Here is a 19,143-nt window from a genome sequence, read left to right as displayed (position 1 = left end):
TTTTGTTCATAGTGACTAAACAGTTTTTCATAATCTCAAATCTACTGTAATTTGTTGTTACACTGTTAATAAAAACACTACTCATTATAGGTATTTAATAGATTAAGTTGTTTTCATAATGTTCTGTTCAATTTCGAATTTTAAACAGAGCATGGGCCAAAAGAACACAGATACAAAAACGGTGGCTATTGCCACCGTCAGTCAGTTAATTTTAACCTTTCCCACCGCCCATACACATAGGGCTTTCAGGAACCGAATCATACTGAGCTTGCCACTCTTCCCGTGTGAAAGTGTGCATTGAGAGTGCGTGAATATTATTTGCGAGCTCTTCAGATAAAACTTGGTTTACCTTGCGATGACGAGCAATAAGCCTAAGTCCTTCAAAAGCTTCACTTACAACGACTACCTTAAAGTGACTCTCGGAACCAGCAGGGACATTATGCATGTAGCTTTCGTTCACAACATCTAGGTGTATAGGGTTTAATTCGTTGTGTAGTTTCGTTTCTATGATTTCTTGGATCATGCTGATTCCTCGCTGTCTAGCACACTTACGTTTGACTCAGTATAAACGGTAAGCCCCCCTCTGTCCGACAATTTATTTGGTACGCTACCTTACATGACATCACTTTCTTCTATCTTGTTTCGGCTTCATTTGAGACAATACTTTAGTTATTTCCTATATATAAGTGCCCCAATATCATGAAAACTGAACTCTCCCTTCACGGCAGAAATTTATCCTTACATCGCTTTCCTAAGCGTTCTAATGAAACCCTTCAGGCTTGGGATGCTGGTGATGAGTACATCATTAACCATGTAGAAGAAATGAATCTCGATGCTGGTAAACATATTCTAATTTTGAACGACAGTTTTGGTGCGCTCTCTTGTTGGTTCTCTGAGAAACACGACGTCACCATGATGAGTGACTCGTTTATTTCTCACCGTGGGGCGCTAAAGAATCTACAACGCAATCAATCTGGCCGCGTTAACTTCCTAAATACAATGGATGACATCCCACATGGTATTGATTTGGTCTTGATGCAAATTCCAAAGACGAATCGTCACCTTGTTTGGCAATTGAGCCAATTACGTAAATCACTCCCAGAAAGCTGCCAAGTCATCGGTGTCAATAAAGTTAAAGAAATCCACACATCAACTTTAAACTTGTTTGAAAAACACTTGGGCACAACGACCACCTCTTTGGCAAAGAAAAAGCATCGTTTAGTTTTCTCTGCACCAAACTGCCAACCTAATGCGGTTGAACCTTATGTGGAGTGGGATGTTGACGGCGAAGATATCCGCCTGAAGAATTTACCAAACGTTTACTCAGGGGAAGCATTAGATCAAGGTGCGCGTTATATGCTTGAACATATCCCACAAGATCCTGAGCTTCGTCATATTATTGATCTAGGCTGTGGTAATGGTGTTCTTAGCGTTAAGGCAAGCCAACTAAACCCACAAGCTCGAATTACATGTGTTGATGAAAGTTTTATGGCTGTTGAATCAGCTCGTCAAAATATTAAGGATAACCTTGGCGAAGACGGAAATTTCCAATTCATTGCCAATAACTGTCTAGACGGTTTTAAAAAGAACAGTACCTACTTAGTAATGTGTAATCCTCCATTCCACCAGCAACAAGCGATTACAGATCACATTGCTTGGCAAATGTTCTGTGATGCAAAGCATGTTCTAAGCAATGGAGGCAAATTAATAGTTATTGGTAACCGACACCTCGGATACGATATAAAGCTAGCGCGATTGTTTGGTGAAGCAAATGTGGAGACTCTTGAATTAAATCAAAAATTTGAGATTTTACAAGCGACAAGAGAACCTGCTAACTTTAACAAATAACCAACTGATATTTGGCTACAAATTTAGCCGAAAGCGACATATAAAAGCTACGTATAAACCAGCATTCAATACCTAGCTTTTATATATGTAGCTATAGTGCACTTAAAAAGGATATGAGAATGAAAAAACTGGTTTTAGCAGCTTCAATGGCTTTATTGACAGCTTGTGCAGCGCCTCAACAAGAACAAATTAGCATTATGCCTACGGCTACATTAAGTTCTAGCAACCTGGTCGATTCAGCAACGTTTACTTTAACCAGTAAAGATGTTCGTGCGGCTCAGTACGTAGCTCTTGTTGATAGCGGCCGCTCAAACATAGAACCTATTCACCCTAAGCAAAACATGCGCATTACATTAGAGAATATCCTAGCGCAGCAATTGCAGTCTCAAGGCTACCGTAGCAGCGTAAATAGCGAAAACTCTGTTGTATTAGAGATTCAAGAAGCATTAGTAACCGTGAAGCACAGCATCATGGAAAACGAAATGGACGGCAAAGTAACGGTTGAAGTGACTGCTGAAACGCCGAAAGGCAAACTAGTAAAAACATTCAACGGTGTTGCTCAACGTTCAGGTACTCTAAGCGCTTCAAATGAAGAGATTGAAAAAGTACTAAATGATGTAATTAATCTAGTATTTGAAGAAATTGCCAACGATAAAGAGCTTCAAAACTACATGAAGGAACGTTTCTAATGCTTCGTTTATTAACGCCTCTCCTACTCTTCGTAAGCTTTGCATCTTGGTCTGCACCTAAAGTTGTGTTTGAAACAACACTGGGTTCATTCACAGTAGAGCTCAATCAAGAAAAAGCACCTATTTCAGTCGCAAACTTCATAAAATATGTTGAAGATGGTAGTTATGTTGGTAGCCAATTCCACCGTGTAATTCCGGGGTTTATGGCACAAGGTGGTGGTTTTGATAAAGAAATGAATCGCCTTCCAACTTACGCGCCAATTAAAAATGAAGGCTCAAATGGTTTAGCTAATGCTACTGCGACAATCGCAATGGCGCGCACTAATAATCCAGATTCAGCGACTCGTCAGTTTTTCATCAACCTTAATGACAATAACTTTCTAGATGCAACGCAACGACCGCCTGGTTATGCCGTATTCGGTAAAGTATCTAACGGTTTCGAGGTCGTTCAGGATATGGCGACTAAACCAACACGAAATGTTGGTCGTATGGCTGATGTTCCAGCCGAAGCTATTGTTATTACGAAAGTAACCCTCCTAAAATAATACACTTCACGCCTCAAGCTTTCTTGGGGCGTTTCTCTCTTACAAGGACGTGTTCTTATGTCATCTGGCACTCAGCCCCTTTCATGGATGCAAACTTTTAAAAGCTACCTAGACAAACGGTTACTCTGGGTATTTATGTTAGGTTGCTCAAGTGGTTTTCCATGGGTTCTTATCGGCTCTAACATGTCCGGTTGGCTAAAAGATGCAGGCTTAACACGTGCTGCAATTGGTTATTTCGGCAGTGTATTTGCTGTTTATGCGATTAACTTCCTCTGGGCACCTCTTGTCGACCGAGTAAAACTGCCCGTTCTCCACGCCGTATTAGGGCAACGTCGTAGTTGGATATTTTTATGTCAATCCGTAGTACTGGTTTGTACGTTATTCATAGCAGGGGTTAACCCGGCGAACGATCTAATGTTCACTTCTATGTTGGCATTGGGTGTTGCGATAGCTTCGGCAACTCAAGATATCGCGATTGATGCTTACCGTATTGATACCTTCCCTAAATCGGAATCAACCAAGTTACCTCAAGCATCAGCTATGGCTGTTATTGGTTGGTGGACTGGCTACTCACTTCCGGGCTACCTTGCTTTCGTCAATGCAGACTCAATCGGTTGGAACGGTGTCTATTTTGGTATGGCAGGTATCGTCGGGATTTTGATGCTATTTACGTTACTGGTTAAAGAACCAAAAACTCAGCGAGAAGCATTACAGCAGCAGGCGGAAGCTAGACATAGTCAAGTTGTTGGCTCTAAGGTTGCCGCTTGGTTCAGCGTAACGGTAATTGAACCATTTTATGACTTCTTTAAACGAAATGGTGTGCAAGTCGCCATTACTTTATTGCTGTTTGTCTTCCTATTTAAAATCGGTGAAGCATTTCTTGGTCGGATGTCGATTACTTTCTACAAAGAAGTGGGGTTCAGTAACGAACAGATAGGACATTACTCCAAGTTAATTGGTTGGGGAGCTACGATCTTCTTTACTTTGCTAGGCAGTGTATTCAATGTGAAGTTTGGTATTGTCCGTGGATTAATGATCGGCGGTATTGCTATGGCAGCTAGTAATTTGATGTTTGCATGGATTGCGAAAGTAGGTCCAAATGAACACTTATTTTTAGCGACGATCATTGTAGATAACTTTACCACCGCATTTTCTACCGTTGCATTCGTTTCTTTCCTAACCTTACTAACGGGCCAGGCATTCTCGGCAACACAATATGCCTTACTCGCTTCCCTTGGTAATTTTGGTCGAACAACCTTGGCATCGTTCAGTGGCGAATTGGTCGACTACCTTAATGATTGGTCAACGTTCTTTATTCTCACCTCTTTCATGGTCATCCCAAGTTTGATTATGCTTTACTCTTTACGTCATTACTTCACCGACCTTTTAGAAAAGGCCAAAAGTAAGACAGACGAAGAAGTCAGTAATAAGAAAGTCACAGAGTAATTTAAACGTTTAATCCTTATTTACCTGCTATAGATGAGAAGGCTTGGAAATTTCCAAGCCTTTTTTATTTCTGTCACATTCCCACCCGCCCCTATAACCATCAACAAAAAAGATGGTTGGTTGATGTCATATTTTTAATGTTTATATATGCATTATTTTGATTAACCAAGCTTACTAACTAAAACTGTTGGTTAATCGATAAGCATAAAACTTAAAAAACCGATAAAGCAAACGATTAAGATCACATTTATTAAGCAATAAAATGCAACAAACAAAAAGTTCCATAAGAAAAATAAAAAAGAAGATCTAGATCACTCAATTTATGAAATTTACTGGGTCTTATCACTTTTAATTGAGATTTAAATCGTTATTATGCGCCCAATTCGGACAGATTCGATAGAACGCATGGATAAGCGTGATAAGAAACCATTACAACATAGAGAGTTCCATTATGCGTAAATCACTTTTAACTCTTGGCCTACTTGCAGCAACTTCTGCTCCAGTTATGGCTGCTGACTATTCTGACGGCGATACTCACAAGAATGATTACAACTGGATGCAATTTAATATCATGCATACAGTTAACGAAAAGCCAGGTAACGCTGATCATACTTACCTAGAAATGGAGTTTGGTGGTCGTTCTGGAATTTTCGATCTATACGGCTACATTGATGTATTCAACTTAACTGACAGCGACAGCAGCGACAAATCTGGTTCAGACCAGTTGTTCTTGAAACTTGCTCCACGTATGTCTCTAGACGGCCTAACAGGTAAAGACCTTTCTTTCGGCCCAGTTCAAGAGCTTTACATCGCGAACTATACAGTGATCGATGGTGGTGCTGAGCATAAGATTGACTTAAACAAACCTGATGCAAACGGTAATCCAACTTACGATGAGAAAAACCCAGGCTACCAATCTATGATTGGTCTTGGCTCTGACGTTATGGTTCCTTGGTTTGGTAAAATGCAATTCAACCTTTACGCAAACTACGACCTAAACCAGAAAGATTGGAACGGTTACCAATTATCTACTAACTGGTTCAAACCATTCGTTAACTTCGAAAATGGTTCATTCATTGCTTACCAAGGTTACCTAGATTACCAATTCGGTATGAAAGACGAATACAGCTCAGCAAGCAGCGGTGGTTCTATGTTCAACGGTATCTACTGGCACAACGATCAGTTTGCTGTAGGTTACGGTCTAAAACTTTACAGCGATGTATATGGTATTAAAGACTCTAGCTCATTTGAATCAAGCGGTGTAGGTCATTACTTCGCAGCTACTTACAAGTTCTAATAGAGCTTCTAAGAAAACTTTCTAAATGGCGCCTTCAGGCGCCATTTTTTATTGCTTTCATTTTCTAGCTCGTTATCCTTGCCGCTATCGCTATCAAAGGGGTAGAGCTATGAATATCACCATACTTGGTCCAGGAGCAATTGGTTCCCTTTGGGCAGTAAAACTATCAAAAGCAGGCCACTCTGTTTCTCTATGGAGTCGCAGTACTTCTCCTTCGACATTACTGTCATTAGATGAAGAGCAAGCAATAGCCTTCAATAACAATAATATTCAAAACCTTGAAGCGGCGGATCTAGTCCTCGTAACCGTTAAAGCTTGGCAAGTCGAAAGTGCTATCGCTCCCCTTTTAAAAAACATCCACCCTGACGCTATTTTAGTATTTATGCATAACGGTATGGGGGCTCTCGACTCAATTGAGCATTCACTTGCCGATCGCCCTGTTGTTATTGCTACGACAACGCAAGCAGCTTTCAAGCCATCTAGTGACAACGTAAACCATACCGGTATGGGGCAAACTCAACTGGGCTCATTTAATGCTAAAGGAAGCCAATGTCAGTTTTTAGTTAATGTATTCAATCACGCGCTACCTGAAGTTGTATGGAACTCAAAGATTCAAACAGCACTGTGGACTAAGCTTGCGATAAACTGCGCGATTAACCCTCTAACGGGTCTAAATCAGGTCAAAAATGGCGAGCTTGCTAATCAAGAATACTCTGGGCAGCTAAGTGCAGTCATTCGCGAACTCGTTCAAGTAATGAATGCCGAACATATTCAATGTGATTATCAGCAGCTTCATTCAAGTATCTATAATGTCATTAATACCACATCGGCCAATAACTCTTCGATGAAGCAAGACATCCACTTCCAGCGCCCGACTGAGATTGAGTTCATCACTGGCTACCTAATCAAAATAGCTACTAAGCACAGCATATCAGTGCCAGTTAATACCGCGCTTTATAATCAAATAAAGCAGCAAGAACAAAATTGGTTAGACTAATAACCAGACTCTATAACCATGTTAAAATCACTCTCAAACGACTAAAAATATTTAGGTAATAGTAATGCTTGATATAAGCCACATTCGCGAACAGTTTCCTGCACTTAAGCAAGAGGTGAACCAACAACCTCTGATTTATTTAGACAGTGCAGCCACGACTCAAAAGCCTCAAGTCGTGATAAATGCGATCAGTCAGTATTACTCTAAACAAAATGCCAATGTTCACCGTGGCAGCCACAGTTTAACAGCGCAAGCAACCAGCCAATTTGAAGCAGCACGAGCATGCGTTACGGAATTTATAGGCGCATCCTCACCAAAAGAAATCATTTGGACTCGTGGCGCAACCGAAGCTCTCAATTTAATCGCTCAAACCTATGCTAGAAATACATTACAAGCTGGTGATGAAATTCTGATTAGTGAAATGGAGCACCACGCCAATATCGTACCTTGGCAAATTGTTGCTGAGCAAACAGGGGCTAAAGTCGTCAAAGTGCCTATGACACCAGAATGCCTGTTCGATATGAGTGCATATAACTCGTTGTTATCAGATAAGACAAAAATCGTCGCACTTGCACAAGTTACTAATGTTACTGGCTCTCGACAACCGATTGAACAAGTCATAGAAAAAGCACATCAAGTCGGCGCAGTGGTCGTCGTGGATGGTGCGCAAGGAATCGTCCATGAAGCGGTCGATGTCACCAAGCTTGATGCCGATTTCTACGTGTTTTCCGGGCACAAGTTATACGCACCAGCAGGTATCGGCGTGCTCTATGGAAAGTTAGAATTACTTGAGGCTATGCCTCCATGGCACGGTGGTGGGAAAATGGTCGAGAAAGTATCTTTCTCTGGAACTACGTACTCTGAACTACCTGGAAAATTTGAAGCAGGAACACCCAATGTTGCCGGAGCGATTGCCTTAGCGACAGCAATTGAATGGTTACAAACATTTGATCAACAAGCCATTGAAGCGCATATACATCAGTTGCAAACCAAAACCTATAATGCTCTTAGCCAATTGGAAGACATTAATATTCTTGGCTATCAACCCAATGCGAGTGTACTGACTTTCGTAATGGAAGGTGTTCATCACCAAGATATCGCGACACTACTTGATCAACAAGGCATTGCAGTAAGAGCTGGTCATCACTGTGCTCATCCTTTAATGGATGCATTGAACGTCAAAGGGACAGTACGAATATCTTTTGGGGTTTATAACAACTTGGATGATGTCGACAGGCTCATTGCCGCGATAGAGAAAGCGGTAGATATGTTGTAGAGAAAAATTTAAAAGGGTTGATGTTAAGCATCAACCCTTTTTGCATTAAGCAGTCAGCTCTTGAATTTGAGCCACAATAGCCTTTAAACCATTACCACGAGAAGGACTTAAATGAGCAATCAGCCCCACCTTTTCAAAGTACTCATCAATATTAAACGCCTGAATTTGAGCCGAGGTTTTACCATCAAATGCTGCCATCACCAGTGCAATTAAACCTCGAACAATTCGTGCATCTGAATCAGCACAGAAATGCCAAACTCCGCCTTTAATTTGTGCCACAAGCCATACTTGGCTTTCACATCCAGCAACCACCACTTGATCACTTTTCATTTCTTCTGGCATTTGAGGAAGCTTTTTCCCCCACTGAATAACTTGGCGATAGCGATCTTCCCAGCCCGAGAGCTGCTGCATAGTGGCAACAATATCAGCGCTAGTGATATCTTGACCAAACGGTGAGCTAGGAAACGAAGTCGATACAGATTGCGTCATAAGTGTCACCAATAGTTATTTTTTATGCTTTTGGATAAGCTTTTCAAGAATACGAGAAACAGCCACAAAACCAAATGATGCTGTAACTACAGTCGCAGCGCCGAAACCACTCGCACAATCCATACGTTTTGGACCTTCTGCGGTTGCTTTCGTTGCACATACACTTCCATCCGCTTGTGGGTATTTCAGGTGTTCTGTAGAAAATACACAATCGATACCAAACTTACGCGCAGGATTCTTTGGGAAGTTATGGTGACGACGCAAAGTATCTTTCAGCTTTTTCGCTAAAGGATCTTGAATCGTCTTAGTTAAATCGGCAATTTGGATTTGGGTTGGATCCATTTGACCACCAGCCCCACCCGTCGTAATGACCTTGATTTTATTACTTCGACAGTACGCTAATAAAGACGCTTTTGCCTTCATACTATCGATGGCATCTAAAACATAATCAAACTCTTTAGACAAGTATTCAGACTGATTGTCAGGGCCAATAAAGTCATCTATCAAGTTAACTTTACATTCAGGGTTAATAAGCTTAACTCGCTCTGCCATTACTTCAATTTTACTTTTACCCACCGTACCTGACATTGCATGAATTTGACGGTTARTGTTAGTCACGCATACGTCATCCATATCTATCAGCGTTAGTTCGCCTATGCCTGAACGAGCTAGAGCTTCAACAGCCCACGAACCCACGCCACCAATACCGATAACACACACATGCGCAGCACGTAATATCTCAACTTCACTATTGCCATAAAGTCGGCGAGTCCCACCAAAACGTTGGTCATAGTTTTCAGAAGCTGGAGAGGTTAATTCACGCATAGTGTCGTCCAATTGAGGTCGATAGAAAAAGAAGAGTGCGTTTTATACGCACTCTTGAATAAAAAGTCTAGCATTTGGGAAAAGCCTGAAAGCTATTCTTGTTTCTCTGGTGGCAAAGCCCAAGGTGCCGCGGTTGCACCACCATTCAAGCCTAATTTCCATACTCGACCAAAGTGCTTATAGTGGCCGGCCTCTGTTCCTGCTCTAGGCCCCATACCATGGTATAAATCCAAGTGGTTCTGTTTCACAGCTCCACCAGTATCTAAGACCAATAGTAATCTAAGTTGATGCGCACCACTCCACGTGCCGTCTGCATTTAATAAAGGCACTTCTGCAAGAATAGGCGTTCCCATAGGGAGAATAGAACGGTCACCAGCAACCGCTGCCATTGGAAGCAATGGAATACCCGCAGTTCCCATTACCGATAAATCCTCTCTAGAACTAAAGAAGACGAAAGACGGGTTTTGCTCAAGTAGTTCTTTCACCACTTCAGGGTCATTCGCAAGAACCCACTCTTTAATCGCTTTCAAAGACATCTTTTCACGTGGGACTAAACCACGCTCAATCAGAACTCGGCCAATACTCACATAAGCCTTGTTATTCTTACCAGCATAAGCAAAATACTCTAATGTGTCGTCATCTTCAAAATGCACAAAACCACTGCCCTGCACTTCCATAATGAAAGGGTCAATCCTGTTTGATGCATAACCGAGTTCTAGCCCTTTACCTTCTAAAGCCCCATCATAAATTTGAGCACGGGTCGGACAGTCTTGAGAGCATTCAGGTAATGAGTAGACAGGGAATCGATATTCTTCGTTGGCTTCATGGCGCAATTCCATTACTGGTGAAAAGTAACCAGTAAAAAGAACATTACCTTTACTATCACCACCACCAAATTGTGCGGCTTCGACACCAAAGTTAGCTAACTCAGCAGGGTCCCCACTTTGCAGCGCCCACTCTTCAAGTTGCTCATAAAGAGGCTGGTAGATTTTTGCCATTGAAGGCGAGCGGGTAATAACTTGTTCCGCTTGCTTAGAAAAGGTCGTGTAATCACGCGGCTTATTCGACTGGATTTGCTCAGTTTTATTGAGAGTTTGAGCGAATTCTTCATCCATATATTGCTGTGCACGTTCTGTTGGTTGCGCGCAGCCAAACAGCAGCCCGGCGGCTACTAGAGGGAACAGTTTTTTTATCACGAGAGTCTTCCTAAAAGTTCTGTAGGGCGAGAATGACAAACTCTGGCTAAGAACTCAATTCTAACTTTGTATCAAATGTTGGGAAGACAACCACTTACTACCTCAATGCTTTAGTACTTTTGCCTTCCAACTTAAATACAGGGGTATAGTGGGCAGTCTTTGAGTCTAAGACCATTTCCGAATGATCACGCGTAGTCATACGAAAACGCACGACCTGATCACCCGACGTATACGAAAAGTGAGAGCCGTCAAACTCAAAACTTGTTGCGACTACTGAGCCATCAATAGTGATGCCATGTTCACTTACGACAAATTTTTCCGTGGCGTAATGAGCAACCTTCTGTTCAACCCAAGTACCATAAATGACACTCTTGGGTGGGCCAATATCAAACACTCGATTAAACAGATCACCAAACAAAGTTATCGCTAGCACTGTTCCACCGATAGCCAAAAACATCAAAGCTCTCTCTATAGCTTTTCTCTTATTCGCTTTCTTAGGCTTTTCATCTTGGTTATAGAGGTTACTTGTCACCTCATCAATCTTATTTTTTTTCACAGATGCTTGCATTCGAAACACTATATACAGGGGGTCAACGCCATTCTATACATATAAAGTTTACGGAATAAAGTACCAATTATAATACTTTGCGCTGCATTCCAAAAAACACCTTGCTTACATTTGAATAAAAATGCTAATTTTAAGTATAAATAAACAATAAAGAACATAAATTGTGAAAATAAGAAATACTGCTCTCGTTAAAGGATTCAGACAATCGACACCTTATGTAAATGCTCACCGAGGAAAGACCATGGTGATCATGTTAGGTGGCGAAGCCTACGCAGATAAGAATTTCAGCAATATTATTAATGATATAGCATTACTTCATAGCTTAGGTGTCAAAATTGTTTTAGTGCATGGCGCGCGCCCTCAAATCAATCAATTACTAGATAAACAAGATTGCCATACACCCTATCACAAAAACATTAGAGTCACTGATGAGCATGCTCTTGGCCTAATTATGCAGGCCTCAGGTCAGTTACAACTGTCGATCACAGCCTCACTATCAATGAGTTTAAACAATACTCCAATGGCTGGTACTCAGCTCAATGTGATGAGTGGTAATTTCGTCATTGCACAACCATTAGGTATAGACGATGGCACCGACTATTGCCACAGTGGCCGTATTCGTAGAATAGATATAGAAGGTCTTAACCGCACGCTAGATCAAGGCTCTATCGTTTTGTTAGGCCCTATCGCAAGTTCAGTTACCGGAGAATGCTTTAACTTACCCTCCGAAGAAGTCGCAACGCAAGTTGCCATTCGTCTTAACGCTGACAAGTTAATTGGGTTTTGTTCAGAGCAAGGCATTATTAACGAACACGGAAATGCGATTGCCGAGCTATTTCCGAAAGATGCTCAAGAGATTCTTTCCAATCTCACTGAATCTCTAGACCCAACCCAAGATCATAGTTCAGGGACTTTACGATTTCTAAAAGGTGCGGTTTCAGCCTGTCGAGCAGGCGTACCTCGCTGCCACCTGATCAGCTATAAAGTCGACGGAGCATTAATCCAGGAGCTGTTTTCTTTCGATGGTATCGGTACTCAAATTGTTATGGCGAGTGCAGAGCAAGTTCGCCAAGCCCAGATCGATGATATCGGCGGTATTTTTGATCTCATTCGCCCATTGGAAGAGCAAGGGATCTTAGTAAGACGATCTCGCGAGCAACTCGAACAAGAGATACATCGTTTCACTATTATCGAAAAAGATGGCCTGATCATAGGTTGTGCTGCACTTTATGCTTATCCTCAAGATCATATGGCAGAAATGGCTTGCGTCGCCATTCACCCTGATTATCGAGATGGGAATCGCGGCTTACTTCTGCTGGACTACATGAAACATCAATCAAAATCCCGAGATATTGACCAGATTTTCGTGCTTACCACTCATAGTCTTCACTGGTTCCGAGAGCAAGGGTTCTATGAAGTTGGTGTGGAGTCTCTGCCGATGGAAAAGCAAGGGTTATATAATTTTCAACGTAAATCTAAGATTCTTGTTTTGGACGTCTAGCACTATTACTTACTGAGTTCTCAAATATGACACACATTTAATATCAAACTAATCGTTTGCTCACTGTAAATTTTTAAATAAGCACTTTCACTCATAATCAACATTGTATAGAATTCACTCGATTCTTAGTTCAGCGCTAGATTGAGTGAAGATCGCAGTTCATCATTAAGGAATGAACTGGCCTCGCACGGATTGCTAAACCGATTAATTTTTGATTTCAAAGCACTAAATTGAATATCAGAAATTAACAWTAATAAGCAATAGAGCAACGTCTATATGAGAACCATTATTTGTAATTCGCTTCAAAGTTTTTGGGATATGGCTGATAACCACTTCTTGGAAGGACTTGATGTCCACTGTGTATTTCCGGTCAGTGACCACCTAAAGAAATTTATTCTCGATGGTCAGCAGCAATACAAGATAAACAAAATATCATTTACTCAGGTGTTCACGCCAAGCGAAGCGTAACTTGAACACCTAAAGTAACAGATAACCAGGGATGGTTATCTTTTAGCATCTAAATCAATAATCCTAAAAATACCACTTTTAAGCTATTCAGCTAAACGGCTAACTAAACCACTCTCCCTGGCAGTTCGAACCTTCACTCCACGCTTTAACACTGAATTATCACAAAACATCATCAGGTTATTTTTGGCGCGAGTAATGCCCGTGTAAATGAGTTCTCGGGTTAATATTGGCGTAAAATCGGGAGGCAAAATCATCAAAGTAAGATCAAATTCACTGCCTTGTGATTTGTGGATTGTCATCGCATAAGCCGTCTCATGCTCTGGAACACGACTTGGTAGAATGGCTTTCACGCTACCATCAGGAAGTTCAAAATACACCTTAAGACGTGGCGTCTCGTCCTGTGAACTTGAATCCAACATGCAAATCCCGATATCACCATTGTATAAACCAAGTCCGTGATCATTCTGAGTGACCATGACTGGTCGACCGTGATACCAAAGCTCATCATTCGTCACGATCATTCTTCTTGCAGACAACGCTTTTTCAATACGCGTGTTCAAACCGGAAACACCAAAATCCCCTTCTCGAATCGCACATAAGAGTCGGCAACGACTGAATAAACTCAGCACTTCCTTTGCTTTATCTTCCTGGCTTTCTTCTTTCTGTTTAAGCGTGTCCATTCGCTCCAGATAGTGCCCATATTCAGCAACCAGAGTTTTCAGCATGACATTGTAGCTATCACTCGATAGTGGGTGGTTTTCAATATCAGGAAAACCAGAACCCAGCACTTTATCCACGTGCTGAACGAAACCTGAATTGATCGCCTTAGCCAGCTGTCCAATACCTGAACGAGCATCAAAACGGTAACTCTTTTGCAGCATACATAAACTGTCGGCAATAGCAGGAGAGCGCACCTGGCGATCGCTGTTTGCTGTCGGTAAGTATGAGAACCCTGTAAGTTGTGAAATTAATTTCCCTTGATTAGCGCTATAACCAACTTGGTTGAATGAACAGATATCACCAAGAACAGCCCCAGCCTCTACCGAAGCCAATTGATCTTTATCACCCAATAAAATCAATCTAGCATGGTCTGGTAGCGCATCCACAAGCTTATACATCATAGATAAATCGACCATAGACGCTTCATCCACCACCAGAATATCCAAGTGCAGCAAATTATCGCGGTTATGACGGAACTCAGCTCGATTAGGGATCGCACCTAATAATCGGTGCAAAGTGCTCGACTCTGTTGGTATGTTCGCTTTTACCTCTGGAGATAACGGTAATTGCTCAATCGCTTTACCTATCGACTCAGTTAATCGAGCCGCAGCTTTACCCGTCGGTGCCACCAGCCTAATGGTCGGTATCCGCCCTTCACCAATCGACTGCTCAACCATAGCTGAAAGCAATTTGGTTACTGTGGTGGTTTTACCTGTACCCGGCCCACCAGAAATCACAGCGAAACGGCGGCTTAGAGCAACGGCTGCCGCTACTTTCTGCCAATTCAAGCAAACAGAGTTTGGTACCAGTGAATCCAAAACGTCAAGATCTGAAACTTGAGTCGCAGCTTGCAGCTGAGCATCAATACTTGCCCAATCTAAGCCACTCTCGGCCACCACATCTAAATGGTCACATACTAACTGCTGCCTTAGAACTTGCGAGCTTTTGCCTGAAGCCAGTAACTTAGCTAGAGCGTTAAACAAAAAATGATAACTACGCGCAAATAGATGATTGAGTGTTTCAGTTAACTTCTCTTTTTGCTGAGCACTAAATTCAACGGGGGCACTTAAACGGTTCAACGTGTTCGCTAGTACTACTTCGTAGTTCCAGTAGCGCTGTAAATACACTCGCGTGCCATCGAACATGATTGGTTTAGCTTCACCACTGCTTTGCCCTACCAACACTGAACTCGTAAGTATTGATTGCCAATCACATTGAATAAGTCTCTGGTTTAGCATTAATGCTGCGTCACCATATAAACCTAGCATTGCAGCCATATCGACCAGTTCACCATGGGATTGTTTTAGCTGAATACAAATGTGCCCTTTACCAAGCTCGCTACTGATCACACCTGCAATAAAACCAAGTTCATCACTATTATTTGGAGACTGCTGGGCAATGAAACGTGCAAACTGATAGTCCAACTGACGAATAGCACCTTTAGCGGCCAATGCTTTCAGTACATCTAACAGAGCTGCGGATTGAAGATCTAAGTTCATTATATAAGCCCCATTTGCCCAGTTTCGTTATCATCAAGAGTGGCAGTACTTCGGTTGATTTGTTCACCATCTATCAGCTGATCCATTTCATTTAATAGCGCTAACGTTGGCTTCGCTGAAAATATTCCCTGCTGAGATTGCCCATCAATACCACGTAGAAATAGGTAATAGACCCCGCCAAAGTGAGTCTCGTAATCGTAATCAGCAATACGGCTACGTAAAAAACGGTGTAGCGCCAATGCATAGATTTGATATTGAAGATCATAACGGTGATCGGCCATCGCCGCTTTTAGGTTATCTCCATGATAAATAGCGACATCGTCGCCTAAATGGTTAGATTTCCAATCAAGTACGTAGTATTTACCTTCATGTTCAAAGACTAAATCGATAAAACCTTTCAACATTCCCTGAACGGTATGAAAACCAAGATCGCCCGCTTTTGCAGACAAAAGATCATGATATTGAATCACTCTGTTCAATGCAGATGAAGTAAGCACTTCAATCGGCAATAAGAATTCCATTTCAACTAAACGCTGGCTCGCTCCTTTTTCACTAAGCTTGAGGCGCTTACCATCTAGAGGAGTATTAAGTACCGTATCGACTAATTGCTGTAATACTGGCAACCACTCTTGCTCATATTGCTCAGATTCAAGTAGTTGAGTGATCACCCGGGTATTGCTCTCGCTCGTTGCTGGCTCGGTAAATTCAACGTCTTCAAATAATGTATGTAGAAACGTGCCTGGCCTTGCACCACGAGGGAAAGTGAAGATAGAACGTTCAGGTTCTAATAATTCCAGTTCGTCTTGTTCTTCTGCCGAGTCAATATCAAAACCCGAGACTTCTATAACCGCGTCATATGTAGAGCCATGAGAACCCTGCTTAACGAGCCCAGAATAACTGGTGATCCGCCAATTTCTATCGATATGAGCTTGGAGCTCCTTAGCTTGCAGTTGCTCCTCTTCCTCTTCTAAAGCAACAAATGGATACTCATGTGCGGTAGGAACATCGGCTAACACAATTGAAGGGTTAGCTTGTTCCATGGCATGAAGTTTCTGCCCTAGCTCTGCAATACCGAGTTCTTGCGCGTTTTGAATCAAATAGCCCATCGCACTCAAATGAACACCAGTAGGCTCTTTAGTAGAACGACCTTTTCTCAGTGGTGCCATTCCAATGAAACAGCCGTAAACCGCACGAGTTAAAGCCACGTAAATAAGGCGTAAATCCTCGGCTAAACGTTCTTTATCGGCTTGTGCTAATGCTGTGGAACTATTGGTGATATCAAGGACAGTCGTATCTGTTTCATGGTCATAATATTTACCTTCACTCGCTTCACGATAGCTGGCAACAAAGGGTAAAAATACGAGGTCATATTCCAGACCTTTAGATTTATGGATAGTAACGATCTGAACCAAATTACGCTCAGACTCTAAACGCTGGATTTCATCATCGCTGCCACCCAAACCGTTTTGCGCATCAGAAATAGACTCGGCTAACCAACGCAATAAACCGTAATCGCTGTCTAACTCTTGCCTTGCTTGCTGCAATAACTCACCGATGTGCATTAAATCAGTGAGTGAACGCTCACCATTTTCTTCTTCAAGTAAGCGCTCAGCGACATGACGTTTACTCATCACACTACGCAACATCGGTAGTACACCACGTAGTTGCCATAATTTACGGTACTCGCGGAATTCATTGACCGCATTTTCCCACACCACTTCATCGTTATTTAATTCATCCAAAGAAGCGGCATCCAATGCAAACAATTCGGAGGCCAAACTGGCTCGGAGTGCTCGGTCGTTTTCTGGAGTTAATACTGCTTGCAGCAAACGCTGTATATCTTGGGCAACAGGGCTGATAAACACGCTATCTCGGTTCGATAAGTACACACTTGCAATGCCTTGTTGCGATAGAGCATCTTTAACTAATCGACCTTCGCTACCTGTTCGAACCAACACCGCAAGATCACCCGCTTTAATTGGCTGTGGTGCTTTATCACTGTCTTCTTTACCGGTATAAAAATGCGCTTGATTGTTTTGCGAGGCGGTTAAAATAGTTTGAATTTGGCTCGCAGTTGCTTCAGCCATCGCAGCGTGATATTCGCCTTTAGGCAATGGCTTATCTTCAGCTTCTTGCAGCCAAAAGGTCATCGCAGGTTGAGTATCACCATTCATTTTCCACTGACGCTTCTCTGCGTTAGGGCTCGCTTTAACAGATAAGAATGGGATATCTTGATCATAAATAAAGGCGCTGTCAGGAGTAGCAAACACTTGGTTTACAGCACCAACAACATCAGCACTTGAACGCCAATTGGTGCCTAGAGTGTAGTGAGCACTAACTTGCTTACGCGCCTTAATATAAGTAAAAATATCTGCACCGCGGAAACCATAGATCGCTTGTTTAGGATCTCCGATCATGAACAGACCGCTTTGCGGATAGTCGACATAAATACGGCTAAAGATACTATATTGCAGTGGGTCGGTATCTTGGAATTCATCGATCATCGCAATCGGGTACAATTCACGAATACGGTTAACCAATAATGACTGCTCATCAACATCAATCGCAGCGGATAACTGAGTCAGTAAGTCATCAAATGATAACCACTGCTTTTGCTGTTTAGCTTTTGCCAGCATTTCACGACAGTGACTGATGGCATGCGCGAGCAACGGCGCTTTTAGATCTGCAGGCGTTGCCAAGAAAGACTCAATAGCAGCGAAAACTTCATGAGTTGGCGCAGTGCCTTTCGGCGTTTTTTCATTCAATGTCGCCTGAGAAAACTTTTCTAATTTGTCAGGCACTGAATAGTCGTGAGTGTCACTTTCAGCCCACTGAGTGACGGCTTCTAGCCAAGTCGGTAGTGATTTTTTGGTGTAACTGCGTTTGTTTACATCCGAGTCAGAAATCAGAGCTAATAAGTTCTGCTGCGCTACTTTCCATTTAGCTTTGAGTTCATCAATCTTTTTAAGGTTTTGATTGTGCAGTGACTGCAAATCACCCGACATAGCTTCTACAGTCAGTTTCAGTGGTGAGCCCGTTAAGTAGCGATTAACATCTGCCAACAACGCGGCAGGAGAGCCCCAAATATTACGAACTTCACCCGCTAACTGAATAGGAAGTGGGTAGAACTGCTTACGCCAATAGTCAGCCACGACTTGTGCTTTTAGGTGACTCTCATCAGTCACAAACTCATTATCAAAGCGACTTCCTGATTCAAAAGCATTTTGGGTCAGCATACGCTGACAGAAACCGTGGATAGTATATACGGCCGCTTCATCCATCTGTCTTTCAGCATGTAATAGAATGGCAGCCGCTTGTTGATGATCCGAGATTTCATCCAATAATGGTTTAATTACCGGATCGCTACTCACGCCACGGGCAAAGGCAATACGCGCATCGTGAATTCTAGCGCGAATACGATCTCGTAATTCCGCTGTCGCAGCTTCCGTAAATGTCACAACCAATATTTGATCGACGGTTAAAGGCTGCTGGTGACACGTTGCCGGTTGCCCATCAGAACCATTGGTTCCGTGACCAAGCAATAAGCGCAGATAAAGACCAGCAATAGTAAAGGTCTTACCGGTGCCGGCAGATGCCTCTATCAACCTTGCCCCATGCAAAGGGAAAGTCATGGTTTCTAGAGGTGTCGCCTCTGGTAGCTTGGCTTCGGATAACTGATCTTTTGGCAAATTCGCCTCTGATGAATGTTCTGCTGACACCGTTGTCATAAACTATAGCCTTCAACTATTTGTGATCTTTCCCATAAAAAACGGGGAATC

General features: G+C 42.3%; 16 protein-coding genes. 9 read left to right on the top strand and 7 right to left on the bottom strand.

Annotated features, from left to right (window positions below; all coding sequences use genetic code 11):
• Positions 1-211 precede the first annotated feature (211 nt).
• The gene (gene bolA, locus L4C33_RS02180) at positions 212-523 is read right to left on the bottom strand and encodes a transcriptional regulator BolA (RefSeq protein WP_428810832.1); all 312 of its coding nucleotides are present in this window, start codon (positions 521-523) and stop codon (positions 212-214) included.
• A 176-nt stretch (positions 524-699) separates the two neighbouring features.
• Here bolA and L4C33_RS02175 point away from each other — a divergent pair, with 176 nt between their 5' ends.
• The 7 genes from L4C33_RS02175 to csdA all read left to right on the top strand — a co-directional run bounded on the left by L4C33_RS02175 (position 700) and on the right by csdA (position 8,098).
• Positions 700-1,848, top strand: coding sequence for a methyltransferase (locus L4C33_RS02175; RefSeq protein WP_428810831.1), 1,149 nt, complete (start codon positions 700-702; stop codon positions 1,846-1,848).
• A 119-nt stretch (positions 1,849-1,967) separates the two neighbouring features.
• A complete protein-coding gene (locus L4C33_RS02170) occupies positions 1,968-2,537 on the top strand; it encodes a YajG family lipoprotein (RefSeq protein WP_428810830.1) in 570 nt (189 codons plus the stop codon).
• Positions 2,537-3,082 carry a peptidylprolyl isomerase gene (locus tag L4C33_RS02165; RefSeq protein ID WP_428810829.1) on the top strand — a complete coding sequence of 182 codons (546 nt, stop codon included), beginning with the start codon at positions 2,537-2,539 and terminating at the stop codon, positions 3,080-3,082. The genes L4C33_RS02170 and L4C33_RS02165 overlap by 1 nt, the downstream gene beginning before the upstream one ends.
• 57 nt (positions 3,083-3,139) lie before the next feature.
• On the top strand, positions 3,140-4,528 hold the full coding sequence (locus L4C33_RS02160) for an AmpG family muropeptide MFS transporter (protein WP_428810828.1): 1,389 nt from the start codon (positions 3,140-3,142) through the stop codon (positions 4,526-4,528).
• A 451-nt stretch (positions 4,529-4,979) separates the two neighbouring features.
• Positions 4,980-5,825 carry a nucleoside-specific channel-forming Tsx family protein gene (locus L4C33_RS02155; protein WP_428810827.1) on the top strand — a complete coding sequence of 282 codons (846 nt, stop codon included), beginning with the start codon at positions 4,980-4,982 and terminating at the stop codon, positions 5,823-5,825.
• A gap of 109 nt (positions 5,826-5,934) precedes the next feature.
• A complete protein-coding gene (gene panE / locus L4C33_RS02150) occupies positions 5,935-6,822 on the top strand; it encodes a 2-dehydropantoate 2-reductase (RefSeq protein WP_428810826.1) in 888 nt (295 codons plus the stop codon).
• A gap of 64 nt (positions 6,823-6,886) precedes the next feature.
• On the top strand, positions 6,887-8,098 hold the full coding sequence (gene csdA, locus L4C33_RS02145) for a cysteine desulfurase CsdA (protein WP_428810825.1): 1,212 nt from the start codon (positions 6,887-6,889) through the stop codon (positions 8,096-8,098).
• Between the two features lie 45 nt (positions 8,099-8,143).
• On the opposite strand, the gene csdE is transcribed toward csdA, so the two are convergent.
• From csdE to L4C33_RS02125, 4 genes are all read right to left on the bottom strand, one after another.
• Positions 8,144-8,587, bottom strand: a complete 444-nt coding sequence (gene csdE, locus L4C33_RS02140) for a cysteine desulfurase sulfur acceptor subunit CsdE (protein WP_428810824.1) — start codon at positions 8,585-8,587, stop codon at positions 8,144-8,146.
• A 15-nt stretch (positions 8,588-8,602) separates the two neighbouring features.
• A complete protein-coding gene (gene tcdA / locus L4C33_RS02135) occupies positions 8,603-9,412 on the bottom strand; it encodes a tRNA cyclic N6-threonylcarbamoyladenosine(37) synthase TcdA (protein WP_428810823.1) in 810 nt (269 codons plus the stop codon).
• A gap of 92 nt (positions 9,413-9,504) precedes the next feature.
• Positions 9,505-10,608: a murein transglycosylase A gene (gene mltA, locus L4C33_RS02130; RefSeq protein ID WP_428810822.1), complete on the bottom strand. Its 1,104-nt coding sequence runs from the start codon at positions 10,606-10,608 to the stop codon at positions 9,505-9,507.
• 97 nt (positions 10,609-10,705) lie between these two features.
• Complete coding sequence (locus L4C33_RS02125; protein ID WP_428810821.1) at positions 10,706-11,176, bottom strand: DUF2850 domain-containing protein; 471 nt, start codon at positions 11,174-11,176, stop codon at positions 10,706-10,708.
• Positions 11,177-11,339: 163 nt separating this feature from the next.
• Between L4C33_RS02125 and argA the strand changes: the two genes are divergently transcribed.
• Both argA and L4C33_RS02115 read left to right on the top strand, forming a co-directional pair.
• Positions 11,340-12,677 (top strand): amino-acid N-acetyltransferase, encoded by a 1,338-nt coding sequence (argA, locus tag L4C33_RS02120; protein ID WP_428810820.1) that lies wholly within the window; start codon positions 11,340-11,342, stop codon positions 12,675-12,677.
• Between the two features lie 276 nt (positions 12,678-12,953).
• Positions 12,954-13,145, top strand: a complete 192-nt coding sequence (locus tag L4C33_RS02115) for a hypothetical protein (RefSeq protein WP_428810819.1) — start codon at positions 12,954-12,956, stop codon at positions 13,143-13,145.
• Positions 13,146-13,228: 83 nt separating this feature from the next.
• Here L4C33_RS02115 and recD read toward each other — a convergent pair whose 3' ends face one another.
• Positions 13,229-15,364 (bottom strand): exodeoxyribonuclease V subunit alpha, encoded by a 2,136-nt coding sequence (recD, locus tag L4C33_RS02110; RefSeq protein WP_428810818.1) that lies wholly within the window; start codon positions 15,362-15,364, stop codon positions 13,229-13,231.
• On the bottom strand, positions 15,364-18,996 hold the full coding sequence (gene recB, locus L4C33_RS02105; protein ID WP_428810866.1) for an exodeoxyribonuclease V subunit beta: 3,633 nt from the start codon (positions 18,994-18,996) through the stop codon (positions 15,364-15,366). The genes recD and recB overlap by 1 nt, the downstream gene beginning before the upstream one ends.
• Positions 18,997-19,143: the final 147 nt, after the last annotated feature.

Origin of the sequence: Vibrio makurazakiensis (assembly GCF_050337375.1) — a bacterium.
Taxonomy (GTDB): domain Bacteria; phylum Pseudomonadota; class Gammaproteobacteria; order Enterobacterales; family Vibrionaceae; genus Vibrio; species Vibrio makurazakiensis.
This window is presented reverse-complemented; position numbering and strand designations above follow the sequence as displayed.